Origin of the sequence: Bacillus sp. DX4.1 (assembly GCF_030348195.1) — a bacterium.
Classification (GTDB): domain Bacteria; phylum Bacillota; class Bacilli; order Bacillales; family Bacillaceae_G; genus Bacillus_A.
The window spans coordinates 666693-690480 of sequence record NZ_JAUCFT010000008.1; the positions used below are offsets into that span (position 1 = coordinate 666693).

Here is a 23788-nt window from a genome sequence, read left to right on the forward strand (position 1 = left end):
ATGGGGAATTCAGAAGGCATTCAAAAAAGGCAATTACTTAAACAACTTCTTGCAAAAGTACCTCTAACTAATTCTGCTAAAGATATAGCAATTATTGGTGTAAGTGGACAATATCCCATGGCAGAAACATTGGATGTTTTTTGGGATAATTTGAAGGAAGGTAAAAATTGTATTACCGAAGTTCCAAAAGATCGCTGGGATTGGGAAGGTTATTACCTTCCTGATTCTAGGGAACAAGGAACGAGTTATAGTAAATGGGGGGGGTTTATTAAAGATATTGATAAATTTGACCCATGGTTTTTCCAGATTACGCCCAAAGAAGCCGAGGAAATGGATCCGCAGGAAAGACTATTTTTACAAACAGCGTGGGCTGTGTTAGAGGATGCAGGAGTGACCCGGGAATCACTTACTGAGGAGAATGAAAAGGTGGGTGTCTTTGTAGGAGTTATGAATAACTTCTATACGCGTCATGGAGGAAATTCGGCATATTGGTCAATAGCCAATCGTATTTCCTATTTTTTCAACTTTCAAGGACCAAGCATCACGGTAGATACAGCTTGTTCTTCTTCTTTGACAGCGATTCATTTAGCATGTGAAAGCCTTAAAAAAGGCGAATGTCATACCGCCATTGCCGGGGGGGTCAACTTGATTGTCCATCCAGAGCATTATAACAATTTGTCTCAAATGAACATGCTATCAAAAGGTGAGAAATGTAGAGCATTTGGTGCTGAAGCAGATGGTTTTGTTGACGGAGAAGGAGTAGGGGCAGTCTTATTAAAAACAGTGGAAAAAGCTATTGCAGATGGAGACCATATTTATGCGGTTATTAAAGGGACTTCCATTAATGCAGGTGGGAAAACGAGTGGTTACACTGTACCTAACCCTAATGCACAAGCAAACCTAATTAAAGAAGCGTTAGAGAATGCACAAGTTGATCCAGCTACAATCTCTTATGTTGAAGCTCATGGTACAGGTACATCATTAGGAGACCCAATTGAAATTGCTGGGCTAACAAAAGCTTTTCAAATGAAAAAATATAAACCAGCTTTTTGTGCAATAGGATCTGTTAAATCTAATATTGGTCATTTGGAATCAGCAGCTGGAATCGCGGGTTTAACGAAAGTACTATGTCAAATGAAACATAAACAGCTAGTTCCTTCTCTCCATTCAGAACAATTGAATCCTAATATTGCTTTTGAAGAAACGCCTTTTTATGTACAGCGTAAATTATCTGAATGGAAACAGCCTATAGTGGAGAGTAATGGTAAACGTAAGATTCTCCCAAGAAGGGCAAGTATTAGCTCGTTTGGAGCAGGAGGAGCGAATGCACATCTTATTTTAGAAGAACATGAAGAAAGCTCTTACTCTTATCATAATGAAGCATATTTGATTTTGCTCTCCGCTAAAGATAAAGAAAGACTACGGGATTATGCTTATAATTTGCAAGTCTTTTTAGAGCGTTATGCTAAACCACTTAATCTTGCTGATATTGCGTATACTTTGCAAGTTGGTCGCGAGGAGATGGAAGAAAGATTAGCAATTGTGACTGATAATAAAGAATCGTTACAAGAGTTGCTTAAGCAATTTTATAAGGGTGAGGATGCACCTGACCTTTATTGTAGTAACGTTACAAAATCACAAATACAACAGGAAATGGTAGAAGAATATATTAAACAAAATAATGTAAAAGGACTTGCAGAACTTTGGGTTTGTGGTGCAACTATTAATTGGACAAATTTTTATAAAGAAAGAAAACTAAAGAAAATTTCTCTTCCTACTTATCCTTTTGCTAAAGAACGGTATTGGGTAGCTGGCAAAGAGGAAAACGTTACAAATCAAAAATCAGAAAAGTTACATCCTTTGATTGACCGTAATGTTTCAATATTGGGAGAACAAAAGTTTACGTTAGGTTTAGCTAACCAAGAATTTTATATAAAAGACCATAAAGTGTTTGGTAAAGAAATTTTACCGGGTACTATAATTTTAGAAATGGCAAGGGCGGCTGGCAATTTGTCAGTTGATAAAACAGTGCGTGTAATTAAGAATGTAATTTGGAATACGCCAATTACCTCTTCTTTAGATAATCAAGGATTCGTACTAGGGGATGTAGCAATTAGTTTATATTCAACCGAAGAAGGAATTGACTATGAGGTATGGAGTTCGGATAAAGGAATTAAAAAGGTACTTCATGCTCGAGGACAAATGTTTTATGAGTTAGAGAATACAGATGAAATATTGGATCTTAAAACTATTGAGTCTCGTTGTAAAAATATAAAGGATAGGGAAGAATGCTATCATTTATTTCAAAGAGCAAACTTAAATTACGGTCCGAGTTTTCAAACAATTCAACGTTTATACTTGAGTCGGAGCGAAGCACTTTCTGCTTTACAATTACCAGCTCATTTAAAAGAGAGCTTTTCTTCTTTTGAGTTACATCCTTCTTTGCTAGATGGAGCACTCCAAACGGTCATGGGACTTATAGTGAATGTTGAAGGGGAACAAGAACTAACCTATCTTCCTGTTTCTCTAGGAGAATTGGAGATCTTACAACCATTGAATGAGAAATGTTATGCCTATGTGACTTGGAAAGAGGAACAGCCTGCCCCTAAAACAAAAATTAAGACATTTATGATTCAGCTTGTAAATGAAGTAGGACAAGTTTTAGTGAATATTAAGGATTTTTCTGTTGCAGCACTCCAAAGAAAAAGGTCGAATACACGAGAATCAGAGGTTGCATATTTACATGGGGTATGGAAGAAAAATGAATTAAAGCATAATGTGAAATATGCTAAAGTATCTGGCAATATACTATTGTTCGATACAGATAATGAGATGCGAAATAAGTTATATGAACAGTCCGAATGTCCAGAAGAATTAAAGGTTATTTTAGTAAAACAAGGGGAACAGTTTAATAAATTAGAAGGTGGAGCGTATCAAATAAATCCTGAGGACCCTGAAGATTATGAAAGGCTATTCCGTTTTCTTAAAGAAGAAAATCTGATGCCGAGTTACATTCTTCATCTATGGGCACAAAATGATTTTGAAAAAAATTTAGAAAAGCAACTTAACCAAAGTGTATATTCCATTTTTTATTTGAGTCAAGTAATAATGGCTCAAAAATTACAGGATAATATATCCCTTGTATATGTATATCCATCATTACAAGGGGCAGTTCAACCACAATATGCGGCCTTAGGTGCCCTAATAAAAACAATTCAACTAGAGAGCTCGATATTAGTTGCCAAAACAATAGAGATTGATGATTCTAAGATGCAATCTTTTCAACTTTCTGATCTTTTATTTGCTGAATTAGTAATGGACAATACTAAAGAGACGGAAATTAAATATGATTCAAATCAGCGATTTGTTAAAGTATTACAAGAATGGATACCCCAAGAAATAAATGAGCCAGTGGCTTTTCGAAAAAACGGAGTATATATCATTACTGGCGGTACAGGGGGACTTGGCTTTCTTTTTGCTAAACATTTAGCAGAACGAGTTCAAGCTAAGTTAATACTCGTGGGACGCTCTGAATTGAACTCTGAAAAAGAACAACAAGTGCGAGAACTTGAAAATTTGGGTGCAGAGGTGCTTTATATTTCAGCTGATGTTTCAAAACAAGATGAAACAGCTAAGTTAATTAAACAAGTGAAGGGGCGTTTTAAGCACATTCACGGTGTAATTCATAGTGCTGGGGTTACTCGAGATGCGTTTGTACACAAGAAAACAAAAAAAAATATGAAAGATGTATTGGCTCCTAAAGTATACGGAACGGTATGGATCGATGAATATACTAAGGAGGAAAAACTCGATTTCTTTGCTTTATTCTCTTCTCTTGCAGGAGAACTAGGAAATGTAGGACAAGCAGACTATGCCTATGCAAATAGCTTTATGGATTATTTTGCGATACTACGAGAACTAAAAAGAGAAAAACAACAACGATTTGGCAAAACACTTTCTATCAACTGGCCTTTTTGGGAGCAGGGTGGAATGAAGTTTGATCGTGATTCTCAACAGTGGATGGAGAATATACTTGGCATTGTTCCGTTACAAACAGAGAATGGAATACGAGCATTTGAAGAAGGGTTAAAGAATCATGTTTCACAATTCATTGTTCTAGAAGGAAAGAAACAAAAGATAATGGAAGGTTTGAAGAACAGGAATGCAAGAAATGTTTGGGTACAGGATGAGAAAGGATTAGAGAAACGAGAGAGAATTCAAATGCAAAAACAAGTAGAACAATATTTAAAAGAAATATTATCTATAGAAACAAAAATACCTGTATCAAGAATCATTGCTGAGGAACCTTTTGAAAAATATGGTATTGATTCGGTTATCATTATGCGTATGATACATCATCTGGAGAAACAGTTTGGTGAATTATCTAAAACATTGTATTTTGAATACCAGTCAATTAAAGAACTATCTAATTATTTTATTAAAAATCATAAACAAAATTTAATGGATTTATTTGGTGTAACTTTTGACAATAATTTAAAAACGGAGCATGTATACCGTCAATCCATTTCTAAGTCAAAGTATAGTCAGGAAAAATTCGGAAAAGAAAATGATAGGAAAGAAGAGATTGCTATCATTGGTGTAAGTGGAAGATACCCAATGGCTGATAATTTAGAAGAGTTTTGGAGAGTACTTAAAAATGGTAAAGACTGTATTACAGAAGTCCCTGAGGATCGATGGGATTATCGGCAATATTTTAAAGCAGGAGAGAAGACGGTTGGTAAGAGTTATACGAAATGGGGAGGATTTATTAATGATATAGATAAATTCGATTCACTATTCTTTAATATTTCCCCAAGAGAGGCTAAATTATTGGATCCTCAAGAACGTTTATTCTTAGAAACGGTTTGGCATACTTTAGAGGATGCTGGGTATAAGAAAAGTCAATTAGATAATGAGAATGTTGGGGTATTTGTTGGAGTAATGTATGGACAGTACCAATTGTTTGGTGCTGAAGAGCAAGTAAAAGGAAATTTTGTCCTTCCAAACTCTTCTTATGCATCTATTGCGAATCGTGTATCATATTATTTTAATTTCCATGGACCGAGTATTGCATTAGATACCATGTGTTCTTCGTCTCTCACTGCAATTCACTTGGCGGTGAGTAGCCTTCAAAATGGAGAGAGTAATCTTGCGATTGCAGGAGGAGTAAATATTACAGTTCATCCTAGTAAATATCTTCAGCTTAGTGAAGCGAATTTTGCTTCTAGTGATGGACGCTGTCGTAGCTTCGGAGAAGGTGGAGATGGCTATGTTCCTGGAGAAGGTGTAGGAGCTGTACTTTTAAAACCACTTAGACAGGCAGTTGCGGATGGAGATCATATCTATGGTGTAATCAAAGCCAGCACTTTAAATCATGGCGGCAAAACGAATGGATATACTGTACCTAATCCGAATGCTCAAGGAAAACTGATTACAGAAGCATTAGCAAAGGCAAAGGTTTCTGCAAGTGATATTAGTTATGTTGAAGCTCATGGAACAGGAACTTCATTAGGGGACCCAATTGAAATTACAGGATTAATGCAAGCCTATGGCAAAGGGAATAAAAAGCAATTTTGTTCTATCGGTTCGGTCAAATCTAATATTGGACATCTAGAATCTGCAGCAGGAATTGCAGCTCTTACCAAAGTATTATTGCAAATGAAGTATAAACAACTAGTTCCATCCATTCATTCAGGAAAATTAAATCCAAATATTAACTTTTTAAATTCACCGTTTCGTGTCCAATGCTCATTAGAGGAATGGAAACAGCCGATTGATATAAAAAGTGGAAAAGAGATAAAGATTCCTAGAATAGCAGGAATTAGTTCATTCGGAGCTGGAGGTGCTAACGCTCACCTTATTGTTCAGGAACACCACAATCAACCAGAAAAAATGATAGTAAAAGATGAGCCACAAGTGTTAGTGCTATCTGCAAAGAATGTAGAACAACTTAAAATTTATGCTTCAAATGTGGCGGAATTTTTAGAAAAAAACAAACCAGACATTCGAGCGGAAAAAACAGCTTTAATAGTACGGATTAAACAGGACTTATTAAATATGTTATCTGAAATATTGCATGTAGAAATAGAGGACATTGATAGTAATGAGAGCTTGACGGACTACGGAGTTGATCTTGTTAAATTTACTGCTTTTACCGATGTTATTAATCAAACATATCATATTAAGAGCGATCCTATGATTTGTACTGAATATTTGTCACTAGAGGATTTATCGCAACAGCTGTATCAAGATCATAGAGAAATTTTGAATAATTATTATCAAAAGAAAGTTCCTAGCGAAGAGAGCACAAAAGGTTTAAGAGATTCAGCTAGCCTTTCTGATATTGCATACACATTCCAAGTTGGTCGGGAAGCATTGGAAGCACGAATGGCGATAATCGCTTCTAGTAAAGAAGAGTTGAAATATAAATTAATACAATTTTATGAGGAAGATGATACAGCAGAAAATATTTATAGAGGAAACATTAATACAAAAACAAAGATTATGTCTCTTTTATCCAATGAGGATAGACAAAGTATGATCCAAAAGTGGATAGAACGAAGAGAACTTAGTAAGCTCGCAGAAGTGTGGGTAAATGGGATAGATATTGATTGGCATAAATTATCACAGGGACATAGAGAGAAGTGTTCAGTCCCAGTGTATCCGTTTAAAAAGGAACGGCATTGGATTAAAAGAATGAAGAATAGATCGATAGAAACAGTTAATAGTGAATTGACAGTAATGTATCCACTTATTGACAAGATTGATCCTGAATTGAGCTTACATACAAAAGGTGTTGTTTATAAGAAAAAAATAAAAAACAATGATTCAATTGTTCATGACCATAAAGTACAGAATCAGCTCATTTTGCCTGGGGTAGCTCATTTAGAAATGGTTTTAGAAGCACTACAGCAAGTAAAAAAGAAAAATAACTACAGTCTATCTAATGTTACTTGGCTGCAACCTATTATTGTGGATGGAGACGAAAAGGAGATTCATATTGTCATTAAAGAAGATAGTGGGTATTTGAAATATGAGATTCAAAGCTTTAATGACGAACAGTGTATTATTTATTCTAAAGGAGAATTGATTCTTAATAAACTATCAGATATTCAAGAAGAGGAATTTGTTGAAATAGAAAAAATTAAAGTAAGAGCAACTCGACAAATGAATCACCAAGAGTTATATCAAAGCTTTAAAAAAGTAGGGATTAACTACGGAGGATATTTTCAAGGTGTAGAGCATATCTGGGGAAATAATGACGAGGCTTTAGGAATATTGCGTATTTCGGATGTTTTCGAAAATGGAAAAGAACTGTATACATTGCATCCGACATTGATGGACGGGGCACTGCAAACAATCGCCGGGATTCTAAGTAGCAATAATGAGTTGAAACTTCCTTATGCCATAGGGAAAGTGGAGATAAAGCGAGTGTTATCTGAGTCTGGTTATGCTTATGTAAGAGTGGCTGGTAAAAATCGCTATAACATAATGTTATTAGATGAAACGGGTAGAGTTTGTATTAAATTGCATGAAGTTACTGTTCGGCCATTGAAAAGAAGTATTGAAGTACCTGAAATTTCTCATGATTTTTATTATAAGCCAAGTTGGAAGCCAGCTCCTTTAACAAAGCAGCCAGAATCAATTGTAGCCAATAAAGTCCTTATTATTGCTCCACATGAAAGTGCCGGACTCGCGGATGATTTGGCAAAAGTGCATGAGTCAAGTGAGGTTTATTATATTCAGCTAGGAGATGAATATAAACAACATTCACAGCGAAGCTGGGAAATAAAAACGGATGATCCTGAATCTTTCAGTAGATGCATGCAACAAATGTATGATATTGAGTTAATTTATTTTCTTGGTGGAATTCAAGTTGAAGAGGCTGAAATTGAAAATCTTACAAAATTAAATCAGAGCCAAGAAGAAGGAGTTTTAAGTTTATTTAGACTTCTCAAGGCATTAAGTGAACAGGGTTATTCTCAGAAAAGGCTTGAATTAAAAGTTATTACAAATAATGTATATCAGCTTATGGGGGATGAAATCACAATTCCATATTCTTCAAGTCTTCACGGGCTAACCAAATCTATGATGAAAGAGTATAAGAACTGGAATATTCATTATATTGACATTGATTTGTATCCATTTATTAATGGTACTTTATTGGAAGAACAAAACAAAATAATTCAATTAATTCTTGCAGAATCGATTGAAAATAAAGCCGAAGAGGTGCTGCTACGCAATGATAGGAGGTACGTTCGATCTCTTACACAAGTTTTACTACCAGCTAGTGAGAAAAGTGTCTTTAAATATCAAGGAGTCTACCTAATTCTAGGAGGCGCTGGTGGTATTGGACTTGAGTTAAGTCGCTACCTAGTAGAGCAAGTGGATGCAAGAATCGTGTTAATTGGACGTAGTAAATTGAATGCAGAGAAAAAGGAGAAGATTGCTAAAATTGAGTCCAAAGGCGGAAAAGTTTGCTACCTACAGGCAGACGCAACGAATTTAGCAAGCATGAAAGAGGCAGTTAGAAAAGCAAAAACATATTTTGGAAATATTAATGGTGTCATTCATTCTGCTATTGTTCTTCAAGATTGTAAACTGGAAAATATGGACGAACAGACTTTCCGTTCAGTCTTAAATCCTAAGGTACAAGGAAGTGTTATTCTTCATCAAGCATTACAAGGAGAAGTACTTGACTTTATGACATTCTTCTCTTCTGCACAATCTTTTGTAGGGAATGCTGGTCAGAGCAACTATGCAGCTGCATGTACTTTCAAAGATGCTTTTGCACACTATCTTAAACAGAAGGAAAGCTATCCTATTAAGATCATGAATTGGGGATATTGGGGTAGCGTAGGAATAGTAGCTACTAAAAAATATAATGAACGCTTAGCGAAGCAAGGGATATATTCCATCTCAGTAGAAGAAGGTATGGGAGCTGTTGAACGTTTGCTTAGTAATCCAATAAATCAAATCATGGCAATGAAAGCGGATGAAAAAGTATTAGAGAAAATCGGTATAGATGGTAAACATTCAAATGTACAACATCTTAAGGAAATGACAGCAATACTTGACTTGACTAAGAAACCTGTGATGAATAGTGCTAGTAAACAGCAGATGAAGAAAGCATTTAGTCAACTTAAGCAATTAAATAGACTTCTATTACTAAATGCATTTCAAAAAATGGGTGTTTTTTATCAAAATGGAGAACAATATCATATAGAAGATTTGTCTAAGCAGCTTGGGATTACGCTAAGTTATACACGGTTATTCAAGGCTTTATTAAACATTATGGCTAGAGCTGGATTTATAACAATAGAGGATTCTGTAGTATGCACGACAACAATGGTTGATAATAGTAATACAAAAAATAAATTGCAAAATTTAGAGCAGAAACGAAATGATTTAATATCTGTCCCAGAAATTAATGCACATGTAAATTTATTATGGGTTTGCTTTCAATATTATCCTGACATATTAAGAGGGAATATTGCAGCTACAGATATCTTATTCCCTGAATCATCTATGGAGTTAGTAGAAGGAATTTATCAAAAGAATGCTTCGGCCGATTACTTTAATCAACTGGTAGCCTGGGGACTTCGTTCTTATATTGAAAGAAGAACAGAAACTATGAAAGATAATGAGAAAATTAAAATTCTTGAAATTGGTGCGGGAACAGGGGGAACTAGCTCTGTAGTATTTAAAGAAATTCATGAATATGGCGACTGTTTACAATATGACTACACTGATATATCACCAAGCTTTACGAAATATGGAAAGAAAGTATATGGTGCTGCCAATCCTTTTGTCCAATTTAAACTACTAAATATTGAAAAAGATATTAAAGAACAAGGATATATATTAGGTCAATATGATGTGATTATTGCTACAAATGTGCTGCATGCTACGAAACGATTACAACATACACTAGAAAATATAAAAATGCTTTTAAAAACGAATGGTTGGATTATTATTAATGAAGCCACTATTGTTGATGATTTTGCAACCTTAACTTTTGGATTATTAGAAGGTTGGTGGCTGTATGATGATCTAGAAATGCGATTACCAGATTCTCCACTTCTTAGTGAAGAAATGTGGAAACAAAATTTGAAGCAAGTCGGATTTGAGAAAATAATAAATTTAGAGCCATTAGAGGAAGGACGTAATGGTCTTGTTCAAAATATTATAATTGGAGAAAGTAGTGGAATAATAGAAACTGTTAAACGGGATTTAAATAAGCAATTTATTTCGAAAGGAGATAAGTTCCAAGCACACCAAACTTCAAAACAAGTCATTCAGGAAGTAACAGTAGTACAAGAGAACCTAGTAAAACCATCCAGAATGACATTAGAAGAGCAACTGCATATAGTTGAGGAAAAAATACTTTCTGATGTGGCTAGCACTTTAGAAATTAATAAGACAGAAATCCAATTGGAAAGACCTTTTTCGGACTATGGTGTGGATTCTATTACAGGTTTAGAACTAATTAAAAATATTAACGAAACCTTTGGCGTTGCTCTCAAAACTACAGTCTTATTTGATTACAACAATATAAAAGATTTGGCAGCGTATATATATCATGAATATAAAGAATGTTTATCTCTAGTTTTTTCAGATAAATTTGTGAAAAAAGAATTTGATGAGGATTTAGATTTATTAGATAGATTAGTAGCTGATGAATTAACTGTTGATGAGGCCTATCAATTAATGGGGTGGAAGTATGAAGAGAGACATTAAAGAAATTTTGAGAATGGTAAAATGTGGTGAAATATCACCGGAACAAGGGAAACAATTAATGCAAAATATGAGTCAGAAGAATCAATCAATTATAAGTGACGATACTTTCCTGCGAGATAGAAAAGAGAACGAATATATGTCCTCGGTACATAGTGATTTTGTACACAAAACAGTTGTATTAGATAAACCGGGTAATATTTCTGATATTCAGATTAGCACCATAGATTTAAGTGATCCAGCTGAGAAAGAGGTACAAATCCTTGTTAAGGCATTTTCATTAAATTTTGGTGATTTATTGTGTGTAAAGGGATTATATCCTACCATGCCAGATTATCCATTTTCACCAGGATTTGAAATTTCTGGAGTAGTAGTTAAAACAGGAGCTGGAGTCACTCGAGTTAAAGCGGGAGACGAAGTGATTGGGTTAATGGGAGAACGCTTGGGTGGCCAAAGTTTGATAGTAAACACTGATGAGTCTTTTGTCGTCAAAAAACCAAAGAATATCACTCATGAAGAAGCATGTTCATTTCCTATTGTATACCTTACTATGCAACACGTGTTTGATAAGGCAATGATTAAAAAAGGGGAAAAAGTTCTTATTCAAACAGCAACAGGAGGTACAGGATTAATTGCAGTACAAATGGCATTTCTTCAAGGAGCTGAAATTTATGCGACAGCAGGTTCACAAGAAAAATTAGATTACCTTAGAAAAATGGGGGTTAAGCATCTTATTAATTATCGTGAGGAAGATTTTGCAGAAAAAGTTTTAGAAATGACAAATGGTCATGGTATTGATGTTCTCATTAATACTCTATCAGGAGATGCGATTCAAAAGGGACTAGAAATTCTAGCCCCTCAGGGTCGCTATCTTGAAATTGCGATGACTGGTTTAAAATCCGCCAAGCATATAGATCTATCTTATTTAGTAAACAATCAGACTTTTTATAGTGTTGATATGCGAAAGTTAATGTTAAATAAAAAGCAGGCAACGATACAATACCTAGATCGTATGTATGAAGTGTTGGAAAAAGGTAGCATTAAACCTACAGTTGATAAAGTATTTTCTTTCTCTGAAATCCAAAAAGCTTACCGTTATTTGGAAAACAGAAAGAATATTGGGAAAGTGGTCGTGACAACACCTCTTTCTTATTGGAATCATCAAACAAAGATAATGCTAAGTAATGAGAAATGTGTAAAAAATAGAGAGAAAATGATAGTGGATAGTCAGAGAGAGGTCGCTATTATTGGTATGTCTTGTCGTTTTCCGGGTGCAAAAAATAAAGATGAATTTTGGAACAATTTAGCTAATGGCGTTAGCTCAATTAAAGAAGTTCCAAAGGAACGTTGGGATTCTAAAGCTTATTACGATCCGGATTTAAAAAAATTAGATAAAACAAATTGTAAGTGGGGCGGGTTTTTAGAGGATATTGATCAATTTGATAGTTTGTTTTTTAACATTTCTGGAAAGGAAGCAGAATTGAGTGACCCTCAGCAACGCCTTCTATTAGAAGAAAGTTGGAATGCTTTAGAAGATGCAGGGTATGCAAATGATTATATTGGTAATAAAAAATGTTCAGTGTTTGTTGGTATTAGTAACGGTGATTATGTAGATAAAATGAATGAATTAGGGGTTCCGAAAGAAGCTCAATCATTTTGGGGAAACCATAATTCTGTATCTGTAGCAAGAATCTCATATTTTCTTAACCTTAAAGGACCAAGTATTGCTATCGATACAGCGTGTTCATCGGCTTTAGTCAGTACTCATATGGGATGTCAAAGCATTGCGTCAGGAGAAAGTGAATTGGTACTGACTGGAGGAGCTTTTATCAATGTTACACCTAAGTTTTTTATTGCTTCGAGCAATGCTAATATGCTTTCACCAGAAGGAAAAAGTGCAGCTTTTGATAATAACGCAAATGGATTTGTTCCTGGAGAAGGAGTCGTAATGTTTGTATTAAAACCTTTAGACGCAGCCTTGGAAGATGGTGATCACATCTATGGTGTCATTAAAAGTTCTGGAACTAACCAAGATGGAAGAACAAATGGTATCACAGCACCAAGTACGATTTCACAAACAGAACTGGAACAATTCGTATACGAGAAAGGCAATATTAATCCCGAAACTATTACTTATGTAGAAACGCATGGAACTAGTACTAAATTAGGTGATCCCATTGAAATTGAAGCGTTAACTAATGCATTTTGTAAGTACACAGATAAGAAGCAATATTGTGCAATAGGTTCTGTAAAAACGAACATTGGTCATGCTGCTACAGCAGCCGGAGGGGCCAGCTTAGCCAAGGTTTTGTTATCCCTAAAGCATAAAAAAATTCCACCTTCACTTAATTTTTGCACACCAAATGAACATATTGATTTTGAGAGTAGTCCATTTTATGTGAATTCAGAACTAAAGGATTGGAAGGTAGAACCGGGAGAGAAAAGAAGAGCAGCAATTAGTTCTTTTGGATTTAGTGGTACGAATGCTCATCTAGTAATTGAAGAGCCACCCCAAAAAACTTTATCTAATTCTTCTGAAGGATTGTATTTCGTTCCATTTTCTGCACGGAACGAAGACGCATTACAACAACAATTGCAGAACCTTAGGAGCTGGTTAGAGAAAGAATCGGCATGTTCGATTGGAGATCTTTGTTATACCTTGCTAGTGGGAAGAAAACATTTTGCCGTTCGTTCAGCTTTACTTGTAAGAAATATTGCTGAATTAAAACAGAAATTAGTTGATCTTTGTGAGAATAAAAATATAAGCAATTACCTTATTTCTGATCGAAAAAAATCTTCTCATAAAGAAAATGCTCTAGCAAAAGAGATGGGAGAAAAATTGATAAGAGAATTTAAAGAAGAGAACGTAAAAGGAGAGAAATATAAAGAAAAACTTTGGTCCTTACTCGAATTGTACGTGAATGGATATAAACTAGATTGGAACAAGTTTTACGAAGGTAGCAATTATCAGCGACTCCCATTACCTACTTATCCTTTCTCTTATCAACGTTTTTGGTTAAATCAGGAAAATGAAACGATAGTTAATAGTACAATTCAAGAATCGATACAGTCTCAAAGAGAATGGCTACATCCTTTGATTGAAAAAAACAATTCAGATCTAGAAGAGTATAAGTTTACTACAAAAATGACAGGTGATGAATTTTATCTTTCGGACCATATAATAAATAAAGAGAAGGTTCTTCCAGGTGTAGCTTATATTGAAATGATACGAGCTGCTGGTGAATTAGTAGGAAAAAGAAAAGTTAAAAAAATCAAAAATCTGGTGTGGAAGAGCCCGATTAAAGTTTATTCTTCTTCACAAGATATTCATATTAAGTTGCATCCACGTCAAACTGATGTTCAATACGAAATATTTAGCGGAGAAAATGAAAAAAGGACAATCCATCATCATGGGAAATTCATATTTGAAAATGATGATGTACAACCTGAGCGGATTAATATAGATAGTGTTATGCAAAGATGTGAAAAATTAATTGACGGACATGAAATGTACAATTTAATCACTCAGCGGAATCTTCATTTAGGCTCTAGTTTTCAAGTAATACAAGAAAGGTTTGGAAACAATAAGGAATTTGTATCAACAATCCAACTTCCACAAAAATTAATTGATGGAAGTGATAAATTTGAGCTGCATCCTTCTCTTATGGATGGAGCATTTCAAACCGCATTATTAGGAAAAGGATATAAAGAATTATATGTTCCGTTTTCTATAGATGAAGTAGAAATATTTCGAAATTTAAAAAATGCTTATTATGTTTATGCGATATGTACAAAAGATACTGAAGGCAAGTTAGGGAAATTTGATATTTATATTTTAGACGAGACTGGGCAAGTCTTAGTAAAAATAAAAGATTTTATAGCTAAACCATTTTTTGGTGAGAAGGAAGCGTCCTCTCCCTTATATTTCAAGAATGTATGGGAACCAGTAAAACTAAAGAGTAGCGGGGATATGGCACCTTTAGAAAAGATAATTATTTTTGATGAAAGTGAAGAACTTTGGAATAGTGTAAGGGGTAATTCTTCATCGATTATTTTGGTTAAGCGTGGTAATGGCTACCAAAAAATTAGTGATCAAATGTATGTTATTGATCCTAGTTGTGAAAGTGATTATGTGAGATTAATTCAAACGTTAAAAGAAGAAGATTTATTCCCAAAGCATATTCTTTATCTTTGGGCGAATGGAAATAGAAGTGAAAATAATGAAAGCATTGAGGAGGAGCTCAATCGAGGAATTTATTCGGTATTTTTTTTAACTAAAGCATTGATGTCTGAATCTCTCATAGAGCAGGTGCAATTTATATATACCTATGCACAGAAAAATGGACTTTCTAAACCAATACAGGCAGCGCTAAGTGGATTTTTTAAGTCGGTGCGTATTGAAAATAGTAAATTTATATGTCAATCAATAGCTCTAGAAACTTATTCAAAATCAGATATATTAGAGAGAGTATTGCCAGAATTAGAAGATACTTCAGAATCCTTAGAAGTTCGTTATGTAAATGGACAACGTTTCGTGAAGTTTATGCGAGAATTTCAATTTAAGGAAGAAGAGAAAAATACTTTGCCATGGAGACAGAAAGGGGTGTATCTGATAACTGGTGGCCTTGGTGGTATTGGCTTTTTATTTGCCCAGTATCTAGCCAAAGAATTTAAAGCAAAACTTGTGCTGGTAGGTCGTTCAGATTTAACCTCCGACAAGAAGGCAAGGCTAGAGGAACTTATTTCTTATGGAGCGGAAATTCTATATATAAAAGCGGATATTTCTAAGCGCCAAGAAGTAGAAAGCTTAATCTCAAAAACAAAAGAACAATATTATGAAATTCATGGTATTCTTCATTGTGCTGGCGTAATTCGTGATGCCATTATAAAGAAAAAAACGAATGAGCAAATAACACAAGTATTAGCTCCTAAAATTTTTGGAACGATTTGGCTAGATGAAGCAACGAAAAATGAAAAACTTGATTTGTTTGTATTATTTTCTTCCACCACCGCTGTAATTGGAAACATTGGTCAAAGCGATTATGCATATGCGAATGCTTTTATGGATCAATTTTCGGAAAGCCGTGAGCAATTAGTGAAAGCTTCACATAGATTTGGCAGAACACTTTCTATTAATTGGCCATTGTGGAAAGAAGGTGGCATGAAAATGGATAAGTCTATGGAAAAACTAATGACGAAAACAATAGGAATGATGCCACTAAGAACAGCAACTGGGATATATGCTGTCGAACAAGGCTTAATACACTCAGAAAACCAGTTTGTCATTCTTCAAGGAGCAAGAGATAAGATGAAAAAATTAGTCGGTGATATGGGGTGTTCTACTAATACTAAAGATAATGCTTCTACTTATCAGCCGACAGAGGGAACTATTCAAAATGAAAATTCATTAATAGAAAAGTTGCAGCAAGATCTTATTGAAATAGTAGCAGATATTTTGAAAATTAATCAGCAAGATATTTACTTAGATGAAGAAATGAGTGAATTCGGTTTTGATTCCTTATCTTTAACTGATTTAAGTAATAAGATAAATGAAAGATTTAATATTGAGATTATACCTGCTATTTTCTTTGAATATTCAAGATTAGATTCTGTAGTCGATTATTTAATAGAAGAATATAGTGAGCAAATTGTTCAATGCTATACAGGAGAGCGAGTTCAGACAGAATCTGTATTGCCTGAGAAGCCGGAGGATCCGCCTGTTCAATCGTCTGAATTATTGATTGGTGGGACTATTTCTACTAAAGAGCTTCATAGAGAAGAGACTATAAAAACTAAAGAAGAGAAACAAATGGAAATTTTAGAACCTGTAGCTATTATTGGAATGAGTGGTATTATGCCACAATCAGAGGATTTAGATGTTTTTTGGAAACACCTTGTGAAAGAGAAAGATCTTATCAGTGAAATTCCTAATGATCGTTGGGATTGGAAAGAATTGTATGGTGATCCGGTTTCAGGTTCTAACAAGACAAATATTAAATGGGGCGGATTCATGGGGGATATTGACAAATTTGATAGTTTGTTCTTTGGAATTTCTCCTAAAGAGGCAGAACTAATGGATCCTCAACAAAGGATTCTCATGGAAAATGTATGGAAAACAATTGAAGATGCAGGATATAAAGCATCTGAGTTATCTGGAACAAGAACAGGGATCTTTATTGGAGTTTCAAGTTCAGATTATGGAGATTTACAAACTCAAAGTGAAATTCAGGCTCAGACTTCTACAGGAATGTCACATTGTATCTTAACAAATCGAATTTCTTACCTACTTAATTTACATGGACCAAGTGAACCTATTGATACAGCGTGTTCCAGTTCACTAGTTGCTATTCATCGGGCGATAGAGCAAATTCAAAATGGAGAATGCGAATTAGCAATTGCAGGTGGTATTAATGTCATCGCAAGTCCTACATTATACCTCTCTTTTAATAAGGCTGGTATGCTCTGTGAGGATGGCAGATGTAAAACCTTTGATAAGGATGCTAATGGTTATGTAAGAGGAGAAGGCGTAGGTACGTTACTTTTAAAACCACTAAGTAGAGCAGAGGCTGATGGAGATCATATTTATGGTGTAATTAAAGGAAGTGCTGTTAATCATGGAGGGCGTGCTAACTCCTTGACGGCACCTAATCCTAATGCACAAGCAGATTTAATTATCCGTGCATGGAGAAAAGCGAAAGTTGATCCATCTACCGCATCTTATATTGAAACTCATGGAACTGGAACAGCTTTGGGAGATCCTATTGAAATTAATGGTCTAAAAAAAGCCTTTAATCAGTTGTATAAAGAATGGGGAAAATCAGTATCGGAGGAGAAAAAATGCGGAATTGGTTCAGTGAAAACGAATATTGGTCATATAGAGGCTGCGGCTGGAATTGCAGGTATTTGTAAAGTTCTGTTGGCTATGAAGAATAATGTTCTTCCCGCTAGCATTCATTACAAAGAACTAAATCCTTATATTAAGCTTGAAGATAGTCCATTCTATATTGTGAATAAAACTACTCCGTGGAAACAAATAAGAGATGAGCATAGTCGAATTATTCCAAGAAGAGCAGGAATTAGTTCTTTTGGCTTCGGAGGGGTCAATGCCCATATTGTAATTGAAGAATATCAAAAACCTTCTAATAAGCAAGAGGTTGTGACTCATGAATCGCAAATTATTATTTTATCAGCTAAGAATGAGGAATGCCTTAAAGAATATGCACGTAATATTGTTACCTCAATACAAGAAAATTATAGTTTAGAAGACATTGCTTATACATTACAAATTGGTAGAGAATCAATGGAAGAGAGATTAGCTGTAATTGTTGACAATAAGGAAGAACTGAAAGAAAGATTAACAAAGTATTGTGAGGGAAATAAGGAGATTCCTCATTTTTATCATGGAACTGTAACAGTTCAACAAGCAAAACGAATGGGAAAAGAAGGGGAAGGCCGAGAATATATCGAGGCGAGAATCAGAGAAAAAGATTATATGGAATTGTCTCAACTCTGGATAGTTGGAGCAGAAATTGATTGGGGTTTATTACATAGTGAAGGCAGTCCAAAGAGAATTTCGCTAGCAACTTATCCATTTGAGCGGGTATGCCATTGGGTTTCAGAGCGTAAGGTAAGGCATTTATTTGAAAAACAAGAAGAGGGAACAATAGATAGACATCCTTTAATTGATCAAAATATTTCGACCTTATTAGAAACTAAATTTATGAAATGTTTGCAAAGAGATACATTTTATTTAAAAGATCATGTAGTTCAGGGGAAAGAGACCCTTCCGGGCGTGGCTTATTTAGAGATGGCATATGCAGCAGGTACTGCCGTAGCTGAAAAAAGTGTGCAGAAGATTACTAATGTTATTTGGACACAACCTATTATTTTGGAAGATGATGGTGAACGGGATATTTATATTAAATTTAATAAGAATGCAGAAAATACTAGTTATGAAATATATAGTATGCAAAGTGATAATAAAATGACTCTACATTCACAAGGAAATCTTGAATTTGAATCTCCAAATGTAGTCACGCAACAAGAATTTGTTGACCTGGCCAATATTCGTGAAGAATGTAAGCAATCGAAAGAAGGAGAAGAGTGTTATCAGTTGTTTCAAAAAATAGGATTAACTTATGGAACGAGCTTTAAGGGTATTAAAAAGTTGTACCATAATGAGAGGGAATGTTTATCGTATATTGAATTGCCTAAAGTGATGGAGAGAAGTCTAGAGGACTTTGTATTACACCCTTCATTAATGGATGCAGCAATTCAATCTGTTATAGGTCTTCTGGGCCATAAACAATCTGAAACATTGTATTTACCATTTGGAATAGGTGAATTAGAAATATTAAATGAACTAACATCTAACTGTTATGCGTATATTGCTCTTTGCAACCAACCGACATCGTCAGACGCTTATAAATTTAATATTAAGATTACAGATGAGAATGGAAAAGTACTCATAAACATTAAAGAACTGTTAGTTTATCCTTTTCAACGACAATCAACTTTTACAACTACTAAATCGGTAAATCAGAATGATAAAAAAAGTGTAATTATGGAAATATTGCAGAAGGTGGAGAATGGTGAGTTGCACCCTGATAAGGCAAATAAGTTGATGGAGGACTTGTTACATGCATAAAAAACAATTAAGTCAAAAAGAAATTATTAAAATGGTACAAAATAGTGAATTATCTTCTCAAGAAGGATTTACATTAATTGAAGAATTGATGAAAACTAATCAAGGAGAAGCAACTCTGTATTATAAAAATATTTGGGAGAAATCCAATGAGGAGCCTGATTTAGGCTCCTCGGCATTAGGGAATATTTTGATTTTTGGTCTTCCTGGACAAAAACTTGATATTATAAAAGATCAAATTATAAAGCAAGTTGATTTTTCAACAATATTTGTGGTAAACCCAGGAACTAAATTTGAAAAACAAGAAAATAATACGTATGTAATTGATCCAAATAATGAAGCTGACTATCGTCGATTGTTTCAAGAACTTGCAGAACATAAGCGTATGCCGCAGACTATTGTTCATCAGTGGTCACATCAGAGCTTTTCCATTCAGGAAACAGAGATCCATTCGCAACTAACGAATAGTATTTACTCTTTATTTTATATAAGTAAAGCACTAATAGGGCGGTCAATTGTTAGTCGAACAAACGTTTTGTATGTATACCCTCAAAGCCGAGAAGATTTAATGCCACAATATGCTGGGGTAAGTGGCTTTGCTAAATCACTAATGAAAGAAAATCCTAATATTTTTATTAAAACAGTAGCAATAGATAGTAATTCTATAAAAGAATATAGCGACTTTTTAATTAGTGAGATGCAATTGGCTTTTGATTCTATAGAAGTAAAATATGAAAATGATAAAAGATTGGTTAGACACTTAAAAGAATTTATGCCAAAGGCACCACTGCAAGATGAATTACCACTTCAAGAATATGGTGTTTATGTAATCACAGGTGGTACTGGTGGAATCGGCATGTTATTTGCAAAATATTTAGCACAAAAAGTGAAAGCAAGGCTCATATTAGTTGGTCGTTCTCAATTAAATGGAGAGAAAGAAGAACAGTTAGAAGAGTTAAGGTCATTAGGTGCAGAAGTTGTTTATATTCAGGCTGATATTTCAAAGCGTGAAGATGTAGAGAAATTGATAATTGAAACAAAATCTTTGTTTCAGGTAATTAATGGAATTATTCATAGTGCTGGTGTAACACGTGATTCTTTTGTTTTAAAAAAGAATCAAGAAGAAATAGAAGCAGTATTAGCATCTAAAGTATACGGGACTATTTGGTTGGATGAAGTTACTAAATTTCAAAATTTAGATTTTTTTATTATGTTTTCTTCGATAGCTGCGGAGCTAGGGAATACAGGACAAACTGATTATGCTTATGCAAATAGTTTCATGGATCATTTCGCTGAACGTCGAGAAGATATGAAAAATATGATGATGCGTTCTGGAAAAACGCTCTCTATTAATTGGCCGCTATGGCAAGAGGGTGGTATGCGAGTAGATGTACATTCACAAAAGTTATTGAGTCAAATTAGTGGGCTTAAATCACTTAATACGAAAAAGGGCTATCAAGCTTTTGAAACGATTTTAAGTGAAGGTGATTCCCAAATAATGGTGTTGCTAGGCGAGAAAAATAAAATAGATAATATTATTAATCTCAAGCAAGATAAAATGCAAGAAGAATTAATCGATAATAAAAATAACGTGAAATTATCAAAAATTAATAAAAATGAGTTACTTGAAAAAACAGCAATCTATTTTAGAAATGTTTTATCTAAAGAAACAAAAGTTCCCGCACATAAAATACGCATGGAAGAACCTTTTGAAAAATATGGAATTGACTCTATGATTATTATAAATTTAACCAGAGAGTTAGAGAAAGATTTTGGGAAATTATCTAAAACTTTGTTTTTTGAGTATCAAAATTTGCATGATTTATCTAATTATTTCGCGATTAATTATTCACAGGTTTTGGTGGAAAAATTAGGAATATCTATTCTGGATAAAGCGGATGGGAAGCAAATGCAGAATCCTATTTATGAAGCAAAAAAAGAAGAAAAAGAAGAAAAAGGAAGGGGGAATAAAGAAATTAACACAATGCAAGAGCAAGGTGATATAGCTATTATTGGTATTAACGGACGTTATCCAATGGCCCAAACTCTTGATGAGTTCTGGGAAGTATTAAAGACGGGAAGAGATTGTATTACTGAAATTCCAGGAGAACGTTGGGATTACCATAAATACTATGAACCAAGTCAAAAGAAACAAGGGAAAACATACAGTAAGTGGGGAGGGTTCATCAAAGATATAGATAAATTTGATCCGCTGTTTTTTAATATTTCCCCAAAAGAAGCAGAGATGATGGATCCACAAGAACGATTATTTTTAGAAACAGTATGGCATACTATTGAAGACGCTGGTTATACGAGAAAACGTCTTGAACAAGATAAAATAGGGGTATTTGTTGGAGTGATGTACGGTCAATATCAATTATATGGTGCGGATAAAGAGCAGCAGGAGAATGGTTTCATTCCTACTTCTTCATATGCGTCTATTGCGAATCGCGTATCTTATTATTTTAATTTTCATGGTCCAAGCATAGCAATAGATACAATGTGTTCTTCGTCTCTGACTGCTATTCATTTAGCATGTACAAGTATTCGCAAGGGAGAGAGTAATTTAGCGATTGCAGGAGGAGTTAATGTAACAGCACATCCAAATAAGTATTTACAATTAAGTGCAGGAAATTTTACAGCTAGTGATGGACGCTGCCGCAGTTTTGGAGAAGGTGGGGACGGCTATGTTCCAGGTGAAGGGGTCGGAGCAGTCTTACTTAAGTCACTTGATCAAGCAATTGAGGATGGGGACTACATTTACGGCATTATTAAAGGAAGCGCCTTGAATCATGGAGGGAAGACAAATGGATATACAGTGCCAAATCCAAATGCACAAGCAGACTTGATTAAAGAAGCTTTCAAAGATGCAAATATTTCTCCGAATATAATTAGTTATTTAGAAGCTCATGGAACAGGAACTTCTTTAGGGGATCCGATTGAAATTACAGGACTAATGAAGGCTTTTCAAGATCAGACATTAAAAAAGCAAAGTTGTCCTATTGGTTCGGTAAAATCTAATATTGGACATTTAGAATCTGCAGCAGGAATTGCTGCACTAACAAAAGTATTACTGCAAATGAAACATAGGCAGATAGTACCTTCTATTCATTCAGAACGCTTAAATCCTAATATTAATTTTGTGGAATCACCATTTTACGTACCATCTAATTTGGCAGAGTGGAAGCAACCGGTTGTAATAGAGGGGAATAAACCGAAAAAGCTACCTCGAATTGCAGGAATTAGTTCTTTTGGTGCTGGAGGAGCAAATGCCCATATTATTATACAAGAGTATAATAATGAAACAGTTGTAGTAGAGAAAAAGGAAGATCCGCAGTTAATTCTGCTATCTGCTAAAAATAAAGAAAGACTGGTAGAACTCGCTTCTCAACTAATATATTTTTTAGGAGATAATAATTTTATCAATGAAAATTATTTTGATGAAGTGACTATTATAGAGAAACTAAAAAAAGATATAGCTCAAGTTGTTGCAGAGATGATGAACATTTGTGTTGAGGAACTTGATCTTGAGGAAAATGTCATAGAGTATGCCTTAAACCCTATTAATTTAAATAGGCTCGCTCAATCGATTAGTCAAACTTATAACATTGAGGTTAACCCTTCCATTTTCTCTGAAAATTCATCAGTTCATGTAATGACAAAACAATTATTTAAGGAATATAAGCAAGTATTTGCTGATTACTATGGTTTAAATATAATAAAAAATATGAATGTTAAGAAAAAACACAACTTGAATTTTGCAGATATTGCTTATACTTTACAGATTGGAAGAGAGGCGATGGATGAGAGATTAGCTCTTGTGGCGTCTAATATACAAGAGCTAATAGATAAATTGACCCAATATTGTCAAGGTAAGAATGCAATTGACAGTTTATATGAAGGAAATGTTCGAGATATTTCGAGATCTGCGGATCTATTTACAGGAGAATCTGGGGAATTATTTTTACGTACTATTACTGAAAATAAAGAACTTGTGAAGTTAGCTGAGCTTTGGCTATCTGATGTTCAAATTAATTGGCAATCATTGTATGAAGTGGGAGTCAAAAGAATTCATCTTCCTCTTTATCCATTTGCTAGGGAACGTTATTGGGTACCAGTGATAGAAAAACAAGGACCAATTGAAAGACTTCATCCGTTGATTGAACGAAATATTTCAACATTAAGTGATATTAAATTTGCTACAAAATTATATGACAGTGAAGAATATGTAGAAGATTGTATGATTAATAATCAGAAAGTACTTCCAGCTCTTACAGCGTTAGAGATGGCATTTGCAGCTGGGAATCTTGTAAGTAAGCAAACTGTTCGAAAAGTAAAAGATGTAGTATGGGGAGAACTTCTTACGTTAGATAAAAATGCTTTAGATATGGAGATTAACTTATATTT

General features: G+C 34.4%; 3 protein-coding genes (1 of these 3 running past the window's edge). All 3 read left to right on the plus strand.

Annotated features, from left to right (window positions below; all coding sequences use genetic code 11):
- Tightly spaced (each overlapping or abutting the next), the 3 genes in view from QUF99_RS06575 to QUF99_RS06585 form a layout consistent with a single transcriptional unit that may run on beyond the window.
- Complete coding sequence (locus QUF99_RS06575) at positions 1-10740, plus strand: SDR family NAD(P)-dependent oxidoreductase (protein WP_289369131.1); 10740 nt, start codon at positions 1-3, stop codon at positions 10738-10740.
- Positions 10724-19384, plus strand: coding sequence for an SDR family NAD(P)-dependent oxidoreductase (locus QUF99_RS06580; RefSeq protein ID WP_289369132.1), 8661 nt, complete (start codon positions 10724-10726; stop codon positions 19382-19384). The genes QUF99_RS06575 and QUF99_RS06580 overlap by 17 nt, the downstream gene beginning before the upstream one ends.
- Positions 19377-23788, plus strand: partial view of an SDR family NAD(P)-dependent oxidoreductase gene (locus QUF99_RS06585; RefSeq protein ID WP_289369133.1) — the 5' portion only. The gene runs 4231 nt beyond the window's last position; the window shows 4412 of its 8643 coding nt (coding positions 1-4412); the start codon lies at positions 19377-19379; the stop codon falls past the right edge of the window. Before QUF99_RS06580 ends, QUF99_RS06585 begins: the two co-directional genes overlap by 8 nt.